Raw genomic sequence first — 16,221 nt, 5'->3', positions numbered from 1 at the left:
GTGCGCTCGTTCTCCCAAACGTCTTGACTGTCCTCTTCCAACGTCTCGCTGAGGAGGTCTGCGAGTTGCATAGGCACTTCTCGCTACAGCCTCCTCGCTTCTCAAACTCACTCAACTAGACAGTGCCTACGTCAGACATCCATATGCATCTTGTCAGGTAATGATTCGCTCTACACTGGAGTCGACACGGACGGCACACACTCTTCTAGGTATTTCACCGGAAACGTGGTGTGTGTGTGTTCCCTCTGGAAGATGTTGCGTCTCCCGTCTCCCCATCCTCTGAGGTCCCCTCTTGTCTGAAGACGGCCACACCGATCGAGCTCATCCTCTAATCTCCAGTTGAACGGCCGGTTCTGAACTCGGGAGAACTCTCTCGGGACCTGTGGGGTGCAGTGGGGTGCAGTGGGGTCACCCTCCTCTCCCTGTGGAACCGCTGTCTCCCGTGGTTAGGTAGCAGACCGTCTCGGCCAACCCTCCAACTCGTTGTCGTCTCGGCCGGCCTAACCGCCTCATCATTTCGTCGCTGTCTCGGCCGATCTCGATGTCTCTGCACCGTGTGACCTTCCGACCGTCTGTGGTTGTGCTACCATTCTGATATGTGCAAGACGATCCCGAGTGAAGCCCAACCAACGGGTCCGAGACACGCCAGCCTACAATTTCACCGGAAACCCGGTGTCTCTTCTTCGGCCTCCCGATTTCACCGGAAACCCGGTGTGTGTCTCTGGAGCCTCCGACCCGACCACACAGACACCGTCTTACAGTCGAATCTTAACCAACAACTGTCCGGCATTCGAACCGTGTTGGTTAAGAACCGCCCCCCGTCCGGAGGGTACAGAAAAATACACAACGTGGCGCCGCTGAGGCAGGGAGGGTGGGTTCACCGTGAACGACTCACTCCGACTCCCCAGTTTGCCGTAGCTCCCTGAGGATGCGGACTTAGCGCCTGTATACGGCTAAAACAGAGCACGACACAAGTCGACAGACTCGCCACGGAGGCAGACTCGTCACGAATATTGAAACAACCAGTCAGTCGTCGGTTTCTGTGATGTCGTCGACGAGCTGTTTCCCGACCGACCGCGTTTCGCCGTTCAATAACTCGAGGATGTACATGCTGCCGACGTCCTCGTATCCGGTCACTTGCATAGTCTCGTCGTCGCCGTCTGTGAGGCTGTGGGGTTCGGCGAACGTCACTGTGTACTGTGGCACTATCTCCGATTAGGAACTGAAGGAGTAACACTCCGTCGGTCGGTCGAGTGACCGAAAACTGGCGGCCGAACACACGACACGAGAGCCTGCCGGGAGCAGACGACACGAGAGCCTGCCGGGAGCAGACGACACGAGAGCCTGCTAGGTCTATGCGTTCCGGTCGTTGCCGATGCGGCCACGACGAACGGTCCAGCCGAGTCCGGTCGCGGGAACTCGTGGAACAAGTCCCATCACTGTCAGTCCAATAGTACGGACATGGACATCGGTGTTTCCGTCGGGCCGTACGTCGACAGGATTGATGAACTGCCAGGGTCGTTCAGCTTCGTCGAGGTCGCGATTGGGGAGGGAGAGCGGCCAGTGAGCGCGCTCGACCCCGCTGCGCTCTCGGAGCGACTAACGACACGAGGCTTCGGTGCCACGGTCCACCTCCCGTACCGACAGCCGCTCGCGACGACGGTCGAGCGGATCGACTCCGCGACGCTCGAGTACTTCGATACGTTGCTCGCCGCGGCCGCGGCCATGGGCGCTGACACTGCGGTCGCCCACCCGCGCTCCCGGGGCTCCGGGCGAGACCACCTCGCCGACAGGATGGGTTCGGTGGTCGACCGCGCCGAAGAGCACGGCGTGACTGTCTGTTTCGAGACTGTCGGCCATGCGGGTGGGGTCGCGCTGGAACAGGTCGGCGAACTCGCCGCTGAAGCAGGCGCAGCGGTGTGTCTCGATGTCGGGTACGCGTACCTGGAGGCGGGGACAGAGGGCACGACTGCGTTCCTCGACTCGTACGGTGACATCGTGGACCACCTCCACGTCCACGGCGCGCGACACCGCCGCGACACACACATCCCGGTCGGCAGCGGCGACGTCGACTACGCGACGCTCGGGCCGGCGCTCGCCGACGCGGCACCGACGACTGCGACCGTCGAGGTGTTCACCGACGACCCGGGATATCTGACCTCGTCGGCGGAGCGATTTACCGCGGCCCTCGACGGCGTGTCGCCGGAGGACGAGTACCCGTGAGAGCCGAGCCCGTCATCGCCGTCGTGTGAGTGCCGCCATCCCACGCCGATAGCGTCGTTCCCGCCGAGACCGGCCTGTCGCCCGCAGGAACCTTCTCGCCGCGAGAACTCGGCGGCAGGACTCATCCGAACTCCACCGCGTCTATAAAAGACGACCGCCACTTCGTCCATCGAACGAGTAGTTCCACTCCGAACGTCGAGCTCCACCCCGCACGCTGAAAGAAACTGGCAGTCCCGAACCGGACAGCCCCCTCTGGGACATAGGTGTTGGGACACCAGGGACGAGCAGGTGGTGTCACAGACGGCCTGCGACACAGGACCCGAGTGTACTTGCCGCCGTGGTCCGTTGTGTCGACTCCATGGAGGCAGAAACGTACCCCGTCGCCGGCAGGACGCACCTGCTTGGACAGTCGACGACCGAGGTCGCTTCTACGAGCGGTGCTAGTACCGAACGGTCACGCACGGTGACGACACCGTTCCGCGAGGCCACGAGGGAGACCAGCCCAGCAACGAACAGACCGCGTTCTGGTGTGGGTTCGCGATGACTGCCGCGGGAGGTGTCCGGACGTGACGGAGACGCAGGCTCGAGTCGCGCTGATCACCGGCGCGAGTTCAGGTATCGGAGCGGAGACAGCGAAACGATTCGCCGAGAACGGGACCGCTGTGGTACTCGGTGCCCGGAGCGTGGATGCGCTCGAAGCGACCGCTGAGGAGTGCCGCGACTGCGGCGTTGCGGCGGCCGCCGTCCAAACGGACGTGACCGACCCCGACGCTGTCGCGGCGCTCGTTGAGGCCGCGGTCGAGCGTTTCGGGCGGCTGGACGTGGCCGTGGTCAACGCTGGCATCGGCGAGGTCCGGGACGTACCGCTGTCGGAATTGCCCCGCGAGCAGTTCGAGGCCGTCACCGAGACGAACGTCCACGGCGCATTTTACACGGCGCGGGCGGCGCTACCACACCTTCGCGAGCGTGACGGAGCCATCGTGTTCGTCGGCAGCTCCAAGGGCAAGTACCCGAGTACGTCGACACCGGTGTACGCGGCCTCGAAGTGGTGGGTTCGCGGCTTCGCAGCGAGCGTAGCCGGCCGCGCCGGTCCGGACGGGGTCGCAGTCACCGTCGTCAATCCCACCGGCGTCCCGACCGAATTCGGATCGGCGTTCCGGGAGACGACGAACGCCCAGAACCTCGACCCCGAGGCGACAGTTAGCGCTGCGGACGTGGCAGACGGAATCGTCTACGCGGCCGACCAGGAGGGGGCGACGGCAGTGGCAGAACTCGACCTCTACCGACGGGACATTCACGAGCGGTTTTAAACCGTCGAGTGCTTCCGATGTTGTGGATGTACAGCGCGTCGTAGAAACAGAAAGTCCCACCCGCAAGGAGCGAACGGTGGGAGTCGTGAGCGAGTAGGGTGGGGTCGTTCACCGGAGCCGACGGGACAGGTTGTTCGAGAGTACGAACAGTACGGCGACAGCAAGGCCGGCGTGGCCTGTGACGGTGCGCCGCGGCGGACGGCCTCGTGACTCAGCTCACTGTGAGGTCCTCGGCGACCCGGTCCAGTGTCTCCAGCTCCGTGACCTCGCCCGGTCGGTCGGCGACCCGCTGGACGTCGAGACCCGGGAGCCGGTCGCGAAAGCCGTCGATGGCGTCCTCCTGGACGGCCCAGTCCGCTCGGCAGCGCTCGCAGTCGCCGGGGTCCTCGATGAACTTGTTCACGACGAGCTCGCCGACGGGAACCTCGAATCCGGGTAACTGTTCGGCGAGACGGACGGACTCTTCGACGGCCATCGTCTCCGGGATGGTGACGACGTGAAAGGTCGTCATTTCAGGGTCACGGAGGACACTCTCGACGCGGTCCATGCGCTCGCGCATCTCGACGATGGCGGTCGGGTCGTCGGTGTGACGAATCGCAAGCAGGCCCAACATCAGTGTTTTTTGGACGTTGGCCTTCTGCTGGACCTGTTCGTGGACCTCCGCTGCTGTCGAAAGCGCGTCGGCCATGATGCCGGGCAAATCGAGCAACCGGAGTGTGTGCCCGGTCGGCGCGGTGTCGAAGACGACGTAGTCGTAATCGTCGGTGTCGACGTACCTCGCCAGTCCGCTGAGTCCGGCGAGTTCGTCACTGCCGGGCACGACGCCGGAACTGAACAGGTCGGCGGCGTTGCCGATGCCGTCCGCCTGGCTCTCGACGTCGACACCGGCTTCCTCGAGAACGTCCTCCATCGTCTCGAACATCTCCTGGTACCGGTCCAGCCCGTCGTTCGGGTCGACCTCGACGCCGAACAGTCGCTCCCTGATCTCGGTCGGTTCGCCTCCGATCTCGGCCCTGATGGAGTCCGACAGCGAGTGCGCCGGGTCCGTCGAGACGACGAGGGCTTCGTGACCGCTACGGGCGGGCGACAGCCCGGACGCCGCTGCTACGGTCGTTTTGCCCACGCCACCTTTCCCGCCGAAGAGAACGAACTCAGTCACACGCGCTATTCGAGGCCTCGCCGAACCTCATTCCGCCCGGGGCGGCAACGGGCAGAACCCCTCGTTCGAGTCGACGGGCCCGTCAGCGCGCCACCAGTGTGGCCACGACGACCAGTGTGCCAACACCGACCAAGCCGGCGACGGGGTAGACCGGAGCGGTCGCGACTGCGGTGCCGAGTGTTCCGACGACGCCCAGCACGAGCGTGTACCCGACGAGAGCGACGGCGGACAGCAGCGTTCCACGGTCGTTCCCATCGGCAATCGCCACGCCGAGAGAGACCGCCGGCGGGACGAACGGGTAGAGCGCCCGCTGAAAAATGCCTGTCTGCCCGGCCCCCAGCAGTAGTTTGCTGTCGAGGAGGATACCGACCACAACGAGGAATCCGACTGTGTTGATACTCGTCAGCCACGCTCGCTCGTAACGGGTTTGCTCACGCGTCAGTCGCGCCCGAACCCGCTCGACGACCGACATATTATTTCGTTGGTTCCCCACGAACTTAGCAAGAACGGCCCACTCTCCGGAGACTGAGCGAGACATCCAATTCTTTGAGAATTGAGCGAAACCACTGTGTCACTGTCTGACGACGTCTGAACCCGCGGAACACACCGGACGCTGTCTCACGCCAGCGCACCAGAGGGGGAACCGAGCCCGAACCCGAATCCGAGCCCGAGACAGTGACACTCGCGACACTGTGACCGGACCCGGATGGACGGTCTCAGGCCAGGACCACGACGGCGACGAGAATACAGATAGCGACCGTGGCGATGTCGGAGATGAGCACCTCACGTGTCGTGGTCGCGGCGAGGAACTCGCCTGCGGTACGCGCCTGCGTCGGTTTGCGAGCGATGGCGAGGTCGCCCCCCGAAGGCGCGGCCCAGCACGAGCACAGAAAAACCGCACTGATAGCCACCGGGCCCGTAGGCGGGACGGTCAGTCGGAGCAGCGCTGCGAGGCCGACGAACAGCGGTATCGGCGCGAGGGCGGTCGCTCTGATGACCCAGAGCGGTGTCGACGGATCGAGGTCGGCGTTGAACTGACCCAGTGGTTGCTGACTCCCTTCCCAATCCGGGAGCAGCGTGATGTTCGCCGGGAGACCCGTGAGCACGGCGGGAACTGCGTGCCCGAGTTCGTGTGGCAGGACAAACGGCGCGACGACGAGTTTCAGAAGTCGCGAGCGCATTATGTGGATGGAGCGGGCCAGTGGGCTCGGAGGGATTCGAACCCTCTATCTCGGGATTAAAAGTCCCACGCCTGTGCCGCATAGGCCCCGAGCCCGCACACATAGCAGTGGCTGGACGATTATATCTCCTGCGGACGCCGGAACCGTGCGCCCGGTCGGCCCCGGTGTCCCGACCCGACGACGAGGGCCGGGACGTTGAGCGACAGACAGGGTCGACGGGCGGCCGGTCACGCTCGCTCGAACCGGCCCGGTCGCTGTGGCTGGACTCGCTCGCCGGTTCCGCGGAACATATACTCGCGGACCGGCTATCCGTGTCGATGACCGATTCCGGGACCACATCGGTGGCGGACGAACGGGCCGGCGATATCGCTGTGGCCGACCTGAGACGGCCGGCGGGTGGACACTCCGGCGAGACGTTCCACGAGCTCTCGGTGCTCGACGACCCCGACCACCCGCTCGTCCCCGACCCCGACCACGCGTACATCGAGCGGGAGGTACGGAACGGCTGGACGGACGTCGAACTCGCCGCGCGGTTCCTCGCCGACGAGGACTACGCGCTGTTGCTGACCGGGGAGACGGGCGTCGGAAAAGACCGACTGCTCGCACACCTCTCTGCCCGAACGAACCGTCCGCTCGTCCGGGTCAACTTCGGGTCGGGCACGACATACGCCGACCTCGTGGGCGAGTTCGCACCGAACAGCGGCGCCGACGAGGACCGAATCGCCCGGGTCAGACGGCTGGCCGACGAACACGACATCGGGCTCGGCGAGGCCGCCGAACTCGTCGGGGCCGAACACGCCTTCGAGTTCACACCCGGGATTCTGTATCGCGCCGTCGAGCAGGGCTGGACGTTCGTGGCCGACGAGCTGAACGCAGCCGGGCCGGCCGCGACGATGCCGCTTCACGGACTGACCGAGCGCAACGGGCAGCTGGCGGTTACCTCGACCTCGGAGGTACTCCAGCCACACCCCGAATTCCGCTTCGTCGCGACGATGAACCCGCCGCGGTACGCCGGCACGAGCCCGTTGAACGACGCCTTCCGGTCGCGGTTCTGGGAACTCGAACTCGACTACCTCTCGCCGACGGCCGAGCGCCGCCTACTGTACGAGACGACCGCACTACAACGTGGGGTCGAGCACGACGAACGAGTCGCCGAGCGACTGACCGAACTGGCCGCGAGTCTCCGTGCGAGTTATCGGGACCGGGACCTGGCTACGCCGACGTCCCACCGGACGGTCATCAAGATCGGACGACTCGTCTCGGAGTTCGACATGGCGCCGATAGCGGCCGCGAAACAGGTGTTCGAGGCGCGAGCGACCGCCGAGGACCGCAATGCCGTCTCGAAAGCGATCGAGTCCACGCGGTGGGAGTGATGCGACTAACCCCATCGACATCGCTCCAGTCGGTTCGCGAGCGGCTCGGTGCCGGTGACGCCGAGACGCTCCGTGAGTCCGAGAAACGGCGGCGCTACCTGCAGACGTTCGCGCGGCTCCTGTCGTCGACGCGGCCGTCGGTCAGGTTCGCCGACGACCTGCGGACAGCGACGACCGACTACGACGGCTCGGACCCCGAAATTACGGTGACAACCAGGGCGTTCGACCAGCCCGTGACCGACTTCCGTCGGCGGGTGTTCGACCTCGTCGTCCAGGAGGCGCTGGTCGTCCACGAGGTCGGCCACCTCCACTACACCGACAACGACGGCTTCCGCACGTTGCTCGCCCGAGCCGACCCGGAGCGCCGCCGGCTGTTCTCTCGACTCTGGAACACACTCGAAGACGGAGCCATCGAGCGACAGCTCCGTCACCGGTACGCGGTGGCACCCGAACTGGAGGTGCTGAACGCCAACTTGTTCCAGGCGGGCTCGCTCGCTCGCGAGTCCCCTGCGGCCGATGAACGGCGCTTCAGTCTGTTCCAGGCTGTCATCACCGGCCTGGCCGACATGGCGATCTACGACAGCGGCCGATTCCGACGGCTCCGTGCGGACGACGCCACGCTCCGGATGGCGTCGCTCCGGGACCAGCGAGTCCTCGGGGAGTTCCGCCCGACGATGCGCGAGACGGTCGAGACGGTCCTGACCGAGCCGGATCCGGCCGCCCGTAACGAGCACATCTGGTCGTTCTGGCAGGCACTCGTCGACGTGCTGGAAACCTCGACCGTGCCCGGTGCCGAAGCGAGCGAACTGGCGAGACTGCTTGACGCCGACGGCACCGTCCGAACCGACCAGGGCGATCCGCGAGTGACCAGACGGACGACCGACGCGACCGTCCTCCCCGAGACCGGGGCCGGCGCGCCACTCCCCGGCAAGCCCGACGACACGGGCGGCGAATTCGGCCCGGATACCCGAACGGCGCGTGACCTCGCCCGCGACACCGTCGCCGAGGAGGTCGACCGACAACTCGAAAGCGTGCTCGGAAGCGACGGGCACGACCCAACCACACGCGAGACGGCCGAAACCGGCGACGAAACCGGAGCGTCCGACACGTCGCAGCCGGGGGCGAGTACAGACGACACCTCTTCCGGAGCCAGTGAGGCCGGGGTCGACCGCACAGACCACGACGGGCCGGCGACCGACGGGTTGCTCGACGCCCAGTCACACCCCGGTGCCGGCCAGCTACCCGGTGAACGACGAGGCGAGGAGGCGACCGCCGCCGGGGAAGTCGGGTCCGAGTCCGAACCACCCGCCCCGGAGGAACGGGCGGCGTCGTCGGGTCCGAGTGGGACCGACACCACCGGAGCCGAGGGTGACGCGACCGCAGCAGCGTGGCGTCGGCGGTACACGTCCGAACTGGCGGCGGAGACGAGCGAACTCGACAGTGCCGAGGCACGGCTCGACGAACTCGAGTCGTACGTCCACGCACTCGACGCGATGGGTGAGGACGCGGCCCTGCAGGTCGTAACTGAAGCCACAGACGGTGGGACCGCCACCGCGGACCGTTGGTCGGCCGTCCGTCGTGACGCCAAACTCCTCGCCGAACGGTTTCGCAGTCGACTGCGGGAACAGCGGCGCGACGCAGAGCGGTCGCGACGACGGCGGGGGTCGCTCGACCGCTCGCGGCTGATCGCCGCGTCTCGCGGCCGGCCGGACGTGTTCACACAGACCGAGAAGAGCGAGGACAGAGCGTACACCTGCGTCGTCGTGCTGGACCGGTCGGGGTCGATGAACGACGGAGCCGTCACCGCTGCCGAGCGGGGCGCGACGTCGGCTGCTGTCGCGCTCGAAGCGGTTGGCGTCGACGTGACAATGCTCGACCTCCATGACTCGACGGTGCGACTCGTGAAGACGGCCGCAGAAGCGACCCGCGAGGCGCGGCGCCGCGTGCTAACGGGGAACGCGGGCGGGGGAACGCCGCTCGCGCAGGCGCTGTCGCTCGCCCGGACCCGGTTCGAGGACGCGGAGAACCCGTTCGTCCTCGTCGTGACCGACGGCCTACCGGACGACGAGGCCGCCTACACCACACAACTCGACGCCAGCACCTTCCCCGTGCTCGGGGTGTACCTCAGAGACCCCGACCGGCCGGACGGCCGGTCGGCCGAGGCGGACCGGTCGTACTTCCACCAGCTGGCCGTCGTCGAAGACTGGGGAACTATCGACCAGCGACTCCAGGGACTGGCCGGGCGCGTGCTGTTTTGAGGCCGCCGCCGGTCCCGGAACGAAAGTTGAATAGGACTTCCAGACCCCAGCACTAACGTGAGTAACAGCCGCGGTCAGGCACACTGCCCGGAGTGTGCGGTCATCGAACCCGCCGGCGGGTTCGACAGGAACGACCCCGTCGGGACGAACACCGTCGCCCGGTTTCGCTGTCTCGACTGCGGGGCGACGTTCGCCTGGCGGTGTTTCCCAGCCGAGCCCGAGTGTCCCCACGGGCCGTTCCAGTTCGTCGGTGAGCGGTTCGTGTTCTACTTCGGGCAGGGGACACGCCCCGAAGCCTCACGCTCGCCGCTGTCCGACCAGGGCGAGGAGAACGTGACCACGGACGGCGACGGCCACGACACGTACCGGGCAGACCTCGACATCGCGTCCTACCAGGCACTCAGGGAGTTCTTGGCCGCGACCAGCGACGCACTCGTCGACGCCGACGAGGCCGCGACGATTCAGTCGAAACTCGAGTCGGCCGGCGGAGACATCGACTGGCCCTGTGAAATCGTGTTCCAGTTCGACGCCGAGGAGTGGGCCGCCTACAGCGCGGCGCACCCGGACGAGGCGAAAGTGTTAGAGCCCCACCTCGCCGTCGTACCCAGCTAATGTCCCGTGTCCCCGGGCCTCACCCCGCCTCGACCGTGGTGAGCCGCCCGTCCGCGTCGGAGACGCGACGCTCGAACTCCTCGACCGCCGACCGACTGACCTCGACACGGACGTAAATCGCTTGTTCGTACGCCACCTCGTGGACGACTCCCTCGTCGTGGAGTGCCGAGACGAGGGCGTGGGCCGCGTCCGTGTACGGCAGTTCCAGTGCGAGTTCCACCGTCTCGAACACCGCACCGAGGGCGGCCCGAGCGGCATCGGCCGTCGCGGTACCGACCGCGCGACAGTCGGCGTCGAATCGGTCTGTGATCGCGTCGCGCAGCGGTCCACGGTGCGGGCCGACGACGAGCACGCAGTCGGCCTCGGCCAGTGCCGCGAGGAGGCCGGGGACCACCTCGGTCAGCCACTCCGGCAACCCGTCCGTCCCCGGTACGCCGGGGGTGTCGGTCACCGCGAGTTCGTGTGGTCCGACCGTCGCCGCCGCTGTCGCCGGTTGTGCCGGGCGACCCGGCTCCTGGCTGACCGCCTCGCCGGTCAGTTCGCCCCACAGTTGCGAGCGCTCCGCGGCCACGCGCCCGACCAGCACCACGTTTCCGTCGACCTGGCCGTACTGCGTCCGAACCCGGTCCCGGGCGGCCGCCCCTCGGCGGTCGAGTTCCGCATGGAGCGACTGACACTGTCGCTCCAACTCGGCGTGTCGGCCGTCCTCTCCCGTCGGACCGCTCGTACTCTCGGTTCGCTGTGCTGTGGCTGCGTCCCGTCGCGCGATGCGGGACTGCCGGAGCGACGCCCGTGCCGCCGCGACCGGGTTCGCCTCGCCCAGCCACTCCCACACTGCCCCCCGCCTGTCCAGTATCCTCGTCGATTCCAGCCGTGAACCGAGGTCGACGGCCTGGCCCGGGTGGAGCAGTCCGTCCACGACCAGAGTCGGCCCGTCGTCTCCGCCGAGGTACCGGTTCGCGAGTTCCGTGACGGTCGCCGGCGAGAGGTAGTACTCGGCGTCTTCCGGCCGGTCAGTCACGTGCGTCGAGACTGGCCTGCCGACCTGCGCCCCAATGATGTCCACCAAGCCGTGTGTGGGCTGGCCCGACTGGCTCACCACGATTGCCGGAGACGACATGTCGAAAGCTATCCGAACATAGACGCCCTGTGGTCCTGTCTCTTTCGGCAACGTTCCGCCAGCGTCCCCCTGGCCGCGGGACTCACTCCGTCCCGACTGTCCATAGGGGTTCGAGCATGTCGGTCGCAGCCGAGTCGCTGGTTCCGACCGGGCGCCACCGGAGTCCGGTCGCTGCGGCGCCCGCACCTTCTGAAGAAGTCGAATACGTGCGGGTCCCGAAGATGAGGTACGATGCCGACATCGGTGCAGTGCCGTCGTCGGTCCGACCTGGCCCGCGTTCGGTCTCGGTGGGGAGCGACGACCGGCACGAGGCGTGCGTCGGCGGAGCGAGAGAACCATGTCAGGCACCACACGTGAGGACACACGCGACAGCGAAGACGACCTGCTGGTCGAGGTCGTAGAGAAAGCCAGCGTCGGCGTCGTGGCCTTCGGTGTCGAACGGGCGCTGATCGTCGCGTTCTCGTTCGTCGTGACGGCGCTGTCCGGGGCCGTCGTGTACGGCTACCTCTCGGTGTTCGTCCGGGGCGAGACGATTGTGAAGAACCTCGTTGCAGGGATCGGTGACGGGTATTCACGGACGATGGCGCGGGCCGACCCGTCGGCTCGGAAATCCGTCGTGACGGCCGGACTCGTCGGTATTTTTGTGACGTGGGCGGTGCTCGCCGGGGCCATCGTCTGGTTTCGCGACCCTTTGATACAGCTGACGCTCCTGGAACCGCGCCATCGGTCGACGCTGCTCCTCTATGCGCTCGGACTGCTCCCGTTCGTGCTGTTACGGAACGCTCGGGACGTGTTTCGGGCGGTTCGAGCGATTCGAACTGCGATGCTCGTCTCACACGTGTTCCGACCAGCGGCCCTCCTGCTGGGGGCGCTCGTCGGCACTCTCGTTCTCGCTGCCGACGACGCGGTGGCGACGCTCTGGACGAGTGTCGTCGGAGCGACTTTCGTTGGTGGGACGGTCGCCACGGTGCTGGTCGTCCGCCGAACCGGAGTCAAGCTGGCTCGTCACCGTGCTTTGCTCGGTGCATTCTTCAGGTACGTCGTTACCGCGAGCGGTGTCGCGATACTCGAACTCGTCCAGCGTCGGGCCGTGTTCGTCGTCATGGCGGTCGTACTCGGCCCCGTCGAAGCGGGGCTGTTCAGCCTCTCTGTCGTGTTCGGCCAGCTCGTCCGCTGGCCGCTGAGCGGCGTCAACACCATCCTCCCGCCAATCGCGGCGCGGCTGTACGACGCTGGGCGAGCATCGAGCCTCGAGGGGCTGTATCAGCGGACAGCCAGACTCGCGACCGTCGCCGCGACCCCTGTGGTCTTGCTACTCGTCCCGTACCATCGCGAGCTACTGACACTGTTCTCACCGGCCTACGCCGACGCGGCGGTCGTTCTGTTGCTCGTCGTGATCGGACAGTACCTCGCTACGACCTTCGGGAGCGTCGGACTCGTGTTGCTGATGACCGACAACGAACGGGCGAGTCTCGCCCTCCAGGTGCTCAACGCCGCCGTCGCGCTCCCGACCATACTCCTCCTCACCGTTCGCTTCGGAGTCGTCGGTCTCGGTGTCTCGTATCTCGTCGCCGTCCTGTTCAACAACGCGACGGAGTGTTGTCTGCTGTACGTCCGTGAAGGATTCGTCCCATTTACCCGCACGGAACTCCTCTCGGTCGGAGTCGGGCTCACTGGCCTCGCCGTCGCCGCCGTGGCGACCACCCGTCTCGCCACGCTCCCCGGACTCGTCGTCACCGGTGCCGTCGTGATCGGGTACCTCTGGGTGATCTGGGTCACCATCCTGAGCGACGCCGACAAGGCAGTCATCACCGCCGCCCTCGGGAGCGTCGTTTCGTCGAGTCGGTCACCGTGACCGGTCCCGTGGTCGCGGTTGGGGTGTCACTGAGCCACTGCGACGTGTGTCCGAACCCGGACGTGTGAGGGTTTCGAAACCCCCGGCGGCGTTCGTGTCGACCACTCCCGAGCGAGGTGCCGACACGCCACACCGAGACGAGGGGTCTTCGACCCGAGATTCGACCCGGTGTCGTCCGACCGGCAACGCTCTCGACGGCCTGTGCTCCGGCTCTGGACGTGCGCCGACCGGAAACCGCGACGGTTTATTCCGACGAGTCGTTGTGTAGGTATGGACCTGAACGACGACGCGCGACGCGTGCTGCAGGTCATCGCTCACGGGCGCTCGAACCGCCACCACATCCGTCAACAGAGTGCGCTCGCGGAGGCGGACGCCACCGATATCCTGGCGACTCTGACCGACGCGGGACTGGTGACCGAGGTGGATCGCGGTCTCTTCGCGATAACCTCGGACGGGCGTGACGAACTCGACCGCGAGTACCCTGCGGAAGCCGGGTTTCTGCGGGAGACGTCCGTCATCCACGACGCGCCGACGATCAAGACCCTCAGACTACGCGGCGACCGCGGCCTCGTAGAAGTCCAGGTCGACGAGCAGTCCGTACTGAAGATGGCCGGCGCGCTCGGAACCGTGCTGGCGGACACTCACAGCACCCACGACGCCGTCGCTGCACTCGAAGAGCTGCTCGACTCCGACGCGGGCGAGGGGACGGCAGACGGGGTGTAACGACCGTCTTCTCTCGCGCCAGCCCGCGCCGACAGCATCCCCGACGTGTACGTGTGTTTTCGGTTGCAGCTCACTCGAACCGCTGGATGCTCGTCTGTGCGTCTGACGCGTCGTCGTCGCCGTCGTGGTCGGTCCCGCTGCCGTCGCCTGCATGGTCGTCGGGGACCGCGGTCTCGTCGTCCGGTGCGGGTTCTCCGGCGCTCGCTCCGACGCCGGTCGGCATCGGTGACTGTGTATCGTCGCTGGTCGATGGGCCCTCGGCGTCGGCCGCGTCCGCGTCACCCTGTCCCGTCACCGAACGGTCCCCGCCGGTGTCCTCGTCTCCGCCGTCGTCGATTTCGCCGAGCGAGAGCTGCGTTCCGTCTTCGGTCCCGTCCCGACCGTACTCGTCGGCGATGGCCTGTGCGGCCTCGTATCCGCCGGAGAACGACGCCCGTTTGGCAATCTCCGGACGCCGGAGCTCGCGTGCGGCGTCGGAACGGCGCCGTTCGTGCCGGGTCCAGAACGCTTGGCGACGCGTCTCGAAATCGACGACGGGGCTCGGGTAGTCCGCACCGATCGTCACACCACACTCCTGTTGGATGGCCAGTGGTGTCCGCTCTGGCCGGGCGAGGAACTGGCTCGGCAGCGGCTGGAGTTCGGGAACCCAGCGCGTGATCCATACGCCGTCGGCGTCGTGGTCGCGGACCTGCTTCCGCGGGTTGTACACCCGCTGTGACGGCTTCCCGATGAGGCCGGCCTGGCTCTGCCACTGTGTGTAGTTGATACCCACGTCGCTATCGATCAGGTGATGGTGGTACCAGTCGGCCCCGATCCACCACGGCTGGTGGAGAATATGTGTAAAAAACGACGCACACATCGCCCGCATCCGGAAGTTCAGCCACCCGGTTCGCCGGAGACACCGCATCGCGGCGTCGACCATCGGGAATCCCGTCCCGCCGTTTTTCCAGGCGGCGACCAGTTCCGGGTCGTGACGGTCCTCGTTGCGCCCCTCGAAAACGGGATTGACCGCCCGCTCCGTCCACCCCGGCCAGTCCGACAACTTCTGGTTGTAATGCATGTTCCAGACCAGCCGGTCGGTGAACATGCTGCGACCGCGACAGGACGGTGCGTTGTCGAGCACGTGTTGGTACACCTGTCGAACCGAAAGGAGGCCGAAGTTGAGGTACGGTGAGAGCCCGCTCGTGCCTTCTCGGGCGTCCTGTGGCGCGGAGATGTTCGTCGGGTACGCGGGTACTTGATCGACGAACTCGCGCAGGCGTTTGGTCGCTGCGCGATGTGTCCCAGACGGAACCCGAGTTTTCACCGGCGTGATGTCGAACTTCTCGTCGACTGCTGCCGGCGTAACGCCGGTTTCGATACTGAGTTGAGCGGTGTCGTGGTCGTCCCACGCCGGTGTGTGCTGTGACGCTGTGAGCCAGTCTTCGACGTGAGACTGCCAGTCGGCCCGCGGCCACTCCCGGTCGCGAACCAGACCGTCACCGGAGACGAAGGTGACAGCGTTGCCACAGGCCGCCCGGACGCGTTCGTCTCGGCGCTGGCCGTAGCGACTCGTCGGCGTCGCCATCGTCAGGACCGACCAACCGCGGTCGACGAACCGCGAGAGGATGTCGACGGGGTCACCGAAACCGACGGTCAGACCCGATACGTCAGCCCGTCCGAGGCTCGCCTCGCGTCTGCCAGCATCGGTTTTACCGGCCGACGGGCCTGATTCCGCTGGTGTCGGCTCGGCGAGACCGGCGGCGGACTGTGTCGTCGTGCGGAGAACCGATCGCTTCGGCGCGGCCGCATACAGTCGGTTCAGACTCGCGACTGCCTCGTGGAGAAACCGGATACGAGCGTCACACGCCAGTCCGTCGCTGCTGTAGAACGCGGGGTCGAACACGAACAGCGGACAGACGGCGTCGCCCTCGGCGACCGCTCGCGACAGCGCTCGGTGGTCGGCGAGTCGGAGGTGCTTTCGATGCCAGACCACGTATCCGGTTCCCGACTCGACACCGTCGAGGTCCGCCGGTGCCGGGATGCCGGACGAGTGTGGCCGTGTCGTGTCGCCGAGGACATCGGCGACGGTACCGACGGTTGCGTCCTCGATTTCACGGTCGCTCTCGTCCGACATCGATACACCGCTACTACGTCCTTGAGTCGTTTAGTTCCGTCGTGAACCGCTCCAGGGGCACCCTCGGGGGCAGTCGGCCTGCGCGTAGAGACGTGGCCGGGTCGCGTCCGCCACGCAGGACGTGTACACAGCGACGGGAGCCGGGTTCGCCCCGTCGGCGAAACGCTCGCTCTCGACACCGGCCGACGACGCAGTTCGCAGGCCGACGGCGGGGGCGTCCCCCGATCCGGCCAGCGACGGACTCGATACACGCTCGAACTTCGGCCTGTAACTGGCGTCGGTCGACTGTGT

Annotated in this window: 13 protein-coding genes, 1 tRNA gene and 1 pseudogene; 7 read left to right on the top strand and 8 right to left on the bottom strand. The window is 66.5% G+C overall.

What is annotated here, in order from left to right; genetic code table 11:
* Both MU521_RS19910 and MU521_RS19905 read right to left on the bottom strand, forming a co-directional pair.
* Nucleotides 1-71: pseudogene (locus tag MU521_RS19910) on the bottom strand (IS6 family transposase); the annotation flags it as partial.
* Between the two features lie 955 nt (nucleotides 72-1,026).
* Nucleotides 1,027-1,206: a hypothetical protein gene (locus tag MU521_RS19905; RefSeq protein ID WP_092695253.1), complete on the bottom strand. Its 180-nt coding sequence runs from the start codon at nucleotides 1,204-1,206 to the stop codon at nucleotides 1,027-1,029.
* Between the two features lie 255 nt (nucleotides 1,207-1,461).
* On the opposite strand from MU521_RS19905, the gene MU521_RS19900 reads away from it, so the two are divergent.
* Both MU521_RS19900 and MU521_RS19895 read left to right on the top strand, forming a co-directional pair.
* Nucleotides 1,462-2,223, top strand: a complete 762-nt coding sequence (locus tag MU521_RS19900; protein WP_092695251.1) for a sugar phosphate isomerase/epimerase family protein — start codon at nucleotides 1,462-1,464, stop codon at nucleotides 2,221-2,223.
* A 566-nt stretch (nucleotides 2,224-2,789) separates the two neighbouring features.
* Nucleotides 2,790-3,533: an SDR family oxidoreductase gene (locus tag MU521_RS19895; RefSeq protein WP_092695249.1), complete on the top strand. Its 744-nt coding sequence runs from the start codon at nucleotides 2,790-2,792 to the stop codon at nucleotides 3,531-3,533.
* Nucleotides 3,534-3,744: 211 nt separating this feature from the next.
* Here the strand turns inward: MU521_RS19895 and MU521_RS19890 are convergent, their stop codons facing one another.
* From MU521_RS19890 to MU521_RS19875, 4 genes are all read right to left on the bottom strand, one after another.
* Nucleotides 3,745-4,692 (bottom strand): ArsA family ATPase, encoded by a 948-nt coding sequence (locus MU521_RS19890; protein WP_092695247.1) that lies wholly within the window; start codon nucleotides 4,690-4,692, stop codon nucleotides 3,745-3,747.
* 82 nt (nucleotides 4,693-4,774) lie between these two features.
* Nucleotides 4,775-5,164: a hypothetical protein gene (locus tag MU521_RS19885; protein ID WP_092695245.1), complete on the bottom strand. Its 390-nt coding sequence runs from the start codon at nucleotides 5,162-5,164 to the stop codon at nucleotides 4,775-4,777.
* 244 nt (nucleotides 5,165-5,408) lie between these two features.
* A complete protein-coding gene (locus MU521_RS19880) occupies nucleotides 5,409-5,873 on the bottom strand; it encodes a hypothetical protein (RefSeq protein WP_092695243.1) in 465 nt (154 codons plus the stop codon).
* 21 nt (nucleotides 5,874-5,894) lie between these two features.
* A tRNA-Lys gene (locus tag MU521_RS19875) sits at nucleotides 5,895-5,968 on the bottom strand.
* 69 nt (nucleotides 5,969-6,037) lie between these two features.
* Here MU521_RS19875 and MU521_RS19870 point away from each other — a divergent pair.
* The 3 genes from MU521_RS19870 to MU521_RS19860 are packed head-to-tail and all read left to right on the top strand — an operon-like array spanning nucleotide 6,038 to nucleotide 10,116.
* Nucleotides 6,038-7,246: an AAA family ATPase gene (locus tag MU521_RS19870; protein ID WP_092695241.1), complete on the top strand. Its 1,209-nt coding sequence runs from the start codon at nucleotides 6,038-6,040 to the stop codon at nucleotides 7,244-7,246.
* Nucleotides 7,246-9,504, top strand: coding sequence for a VWA domain-containing protein (locus tag MU521_RS19865; protein ID WP_092695239.1), 2,259 nt, complete (start codon nucleotides 7,246-7,248; stop codon nucleotides 9,502-9,504). The genes MU521_RS19870 and MU521_RS19865 overlap by 1 nt, the downstream gene beginning before the upstream one ends.
* Nucleotides 9,505-9,561: 57 nt before the next feature.
* Nucleotides 9,562-10,116 (top strand): hypothetical protein, encoded by a 555-nt coding sequence (locus tag MU521_RS19860; RefSeq protein ID WP_092695237.1) that lies wholly within the window; start codon nucleotides 9,562-9,564, stop codon nucleotides 10,114-10,116.
* Between the two features lie 19 nt (nucleotides 10,117-10,135).
* Here MU521_RS19860 and MU521_RS19855 read toward each other — a convergent pair whose 3' ends face one another.
* Nucleotides 10,136-11,137: a hypothetical protein gene (locus tag MU521_RS19855; RefSeq protein WP_245681233.1), complete on the bottom strand. Its 1,002-nt coding sequence runs from the start codon at nucleotides 11,135-11,137 to the stop codon at nucleotides 10,136-10,138.
* A gap of 436 nt (nucleotides 11,138-11,573) precedes the next feature.
* Between MU521_RS19855 and MU521_RS19850 the strand changes: the two genes are divergently transcribed.
* Nucleotides 11,574-13,091: a lipopolysaccharide biosynthesis protein gene (locus MU521_RS19850; protein WP_092695233.1), complete on the top strand. Its 1,518-nt coding sequence runs from the start codon at nucleotides 11,574-11,576 to the stop codon at nucleotides 13,089-13,091.
* Between the two features lie 270 nt (nucleotides 13,092-13,361).
* Nucleotides 13,362-13,814, top strand: coding sequence for a hypothetical protein (locus tag MU521_RS19845; RefSeq protein ID WP_092695231.1), 453 nt, complete (start codon nucleotides 13,362-13,364; stop codon nucleotides 13,812-13,814).
* Nucleotides 13,815-13,884: 70 nt separating this feature from the next.
* On the opposite strand, the gene MU521_RS19840 is transcribed toward MU521_RS19845, so the two are convergent.
* Nucleotides 13,885-15,930: a cryptochrome/deoxyribodipyrimidine photo-lyase family protein gene (locus MU521_RS19840; protein WP_092695229.1), complete on the bottom strand. Its 2,046-nt coding sequence runs from the start codon at nucleotides 15,928-15,930 to the stop codon at nucleotides 13,885-13,887.
* Nucleotides 15,931-16,221 lie beyond the last annotated feature (291 nt).

It is taken from the genome of Halorientalis regularis, assembly GCF_023698535.1.
GTDB lineage: Archaea > Halobacteriota > Halobacteria > Halobacteriales > Haloarculaceae > Halorientalis > Halorientalis regularis.
This window is presented reverse-complemented; position numbering and strand designations above follow the sequence as displayed.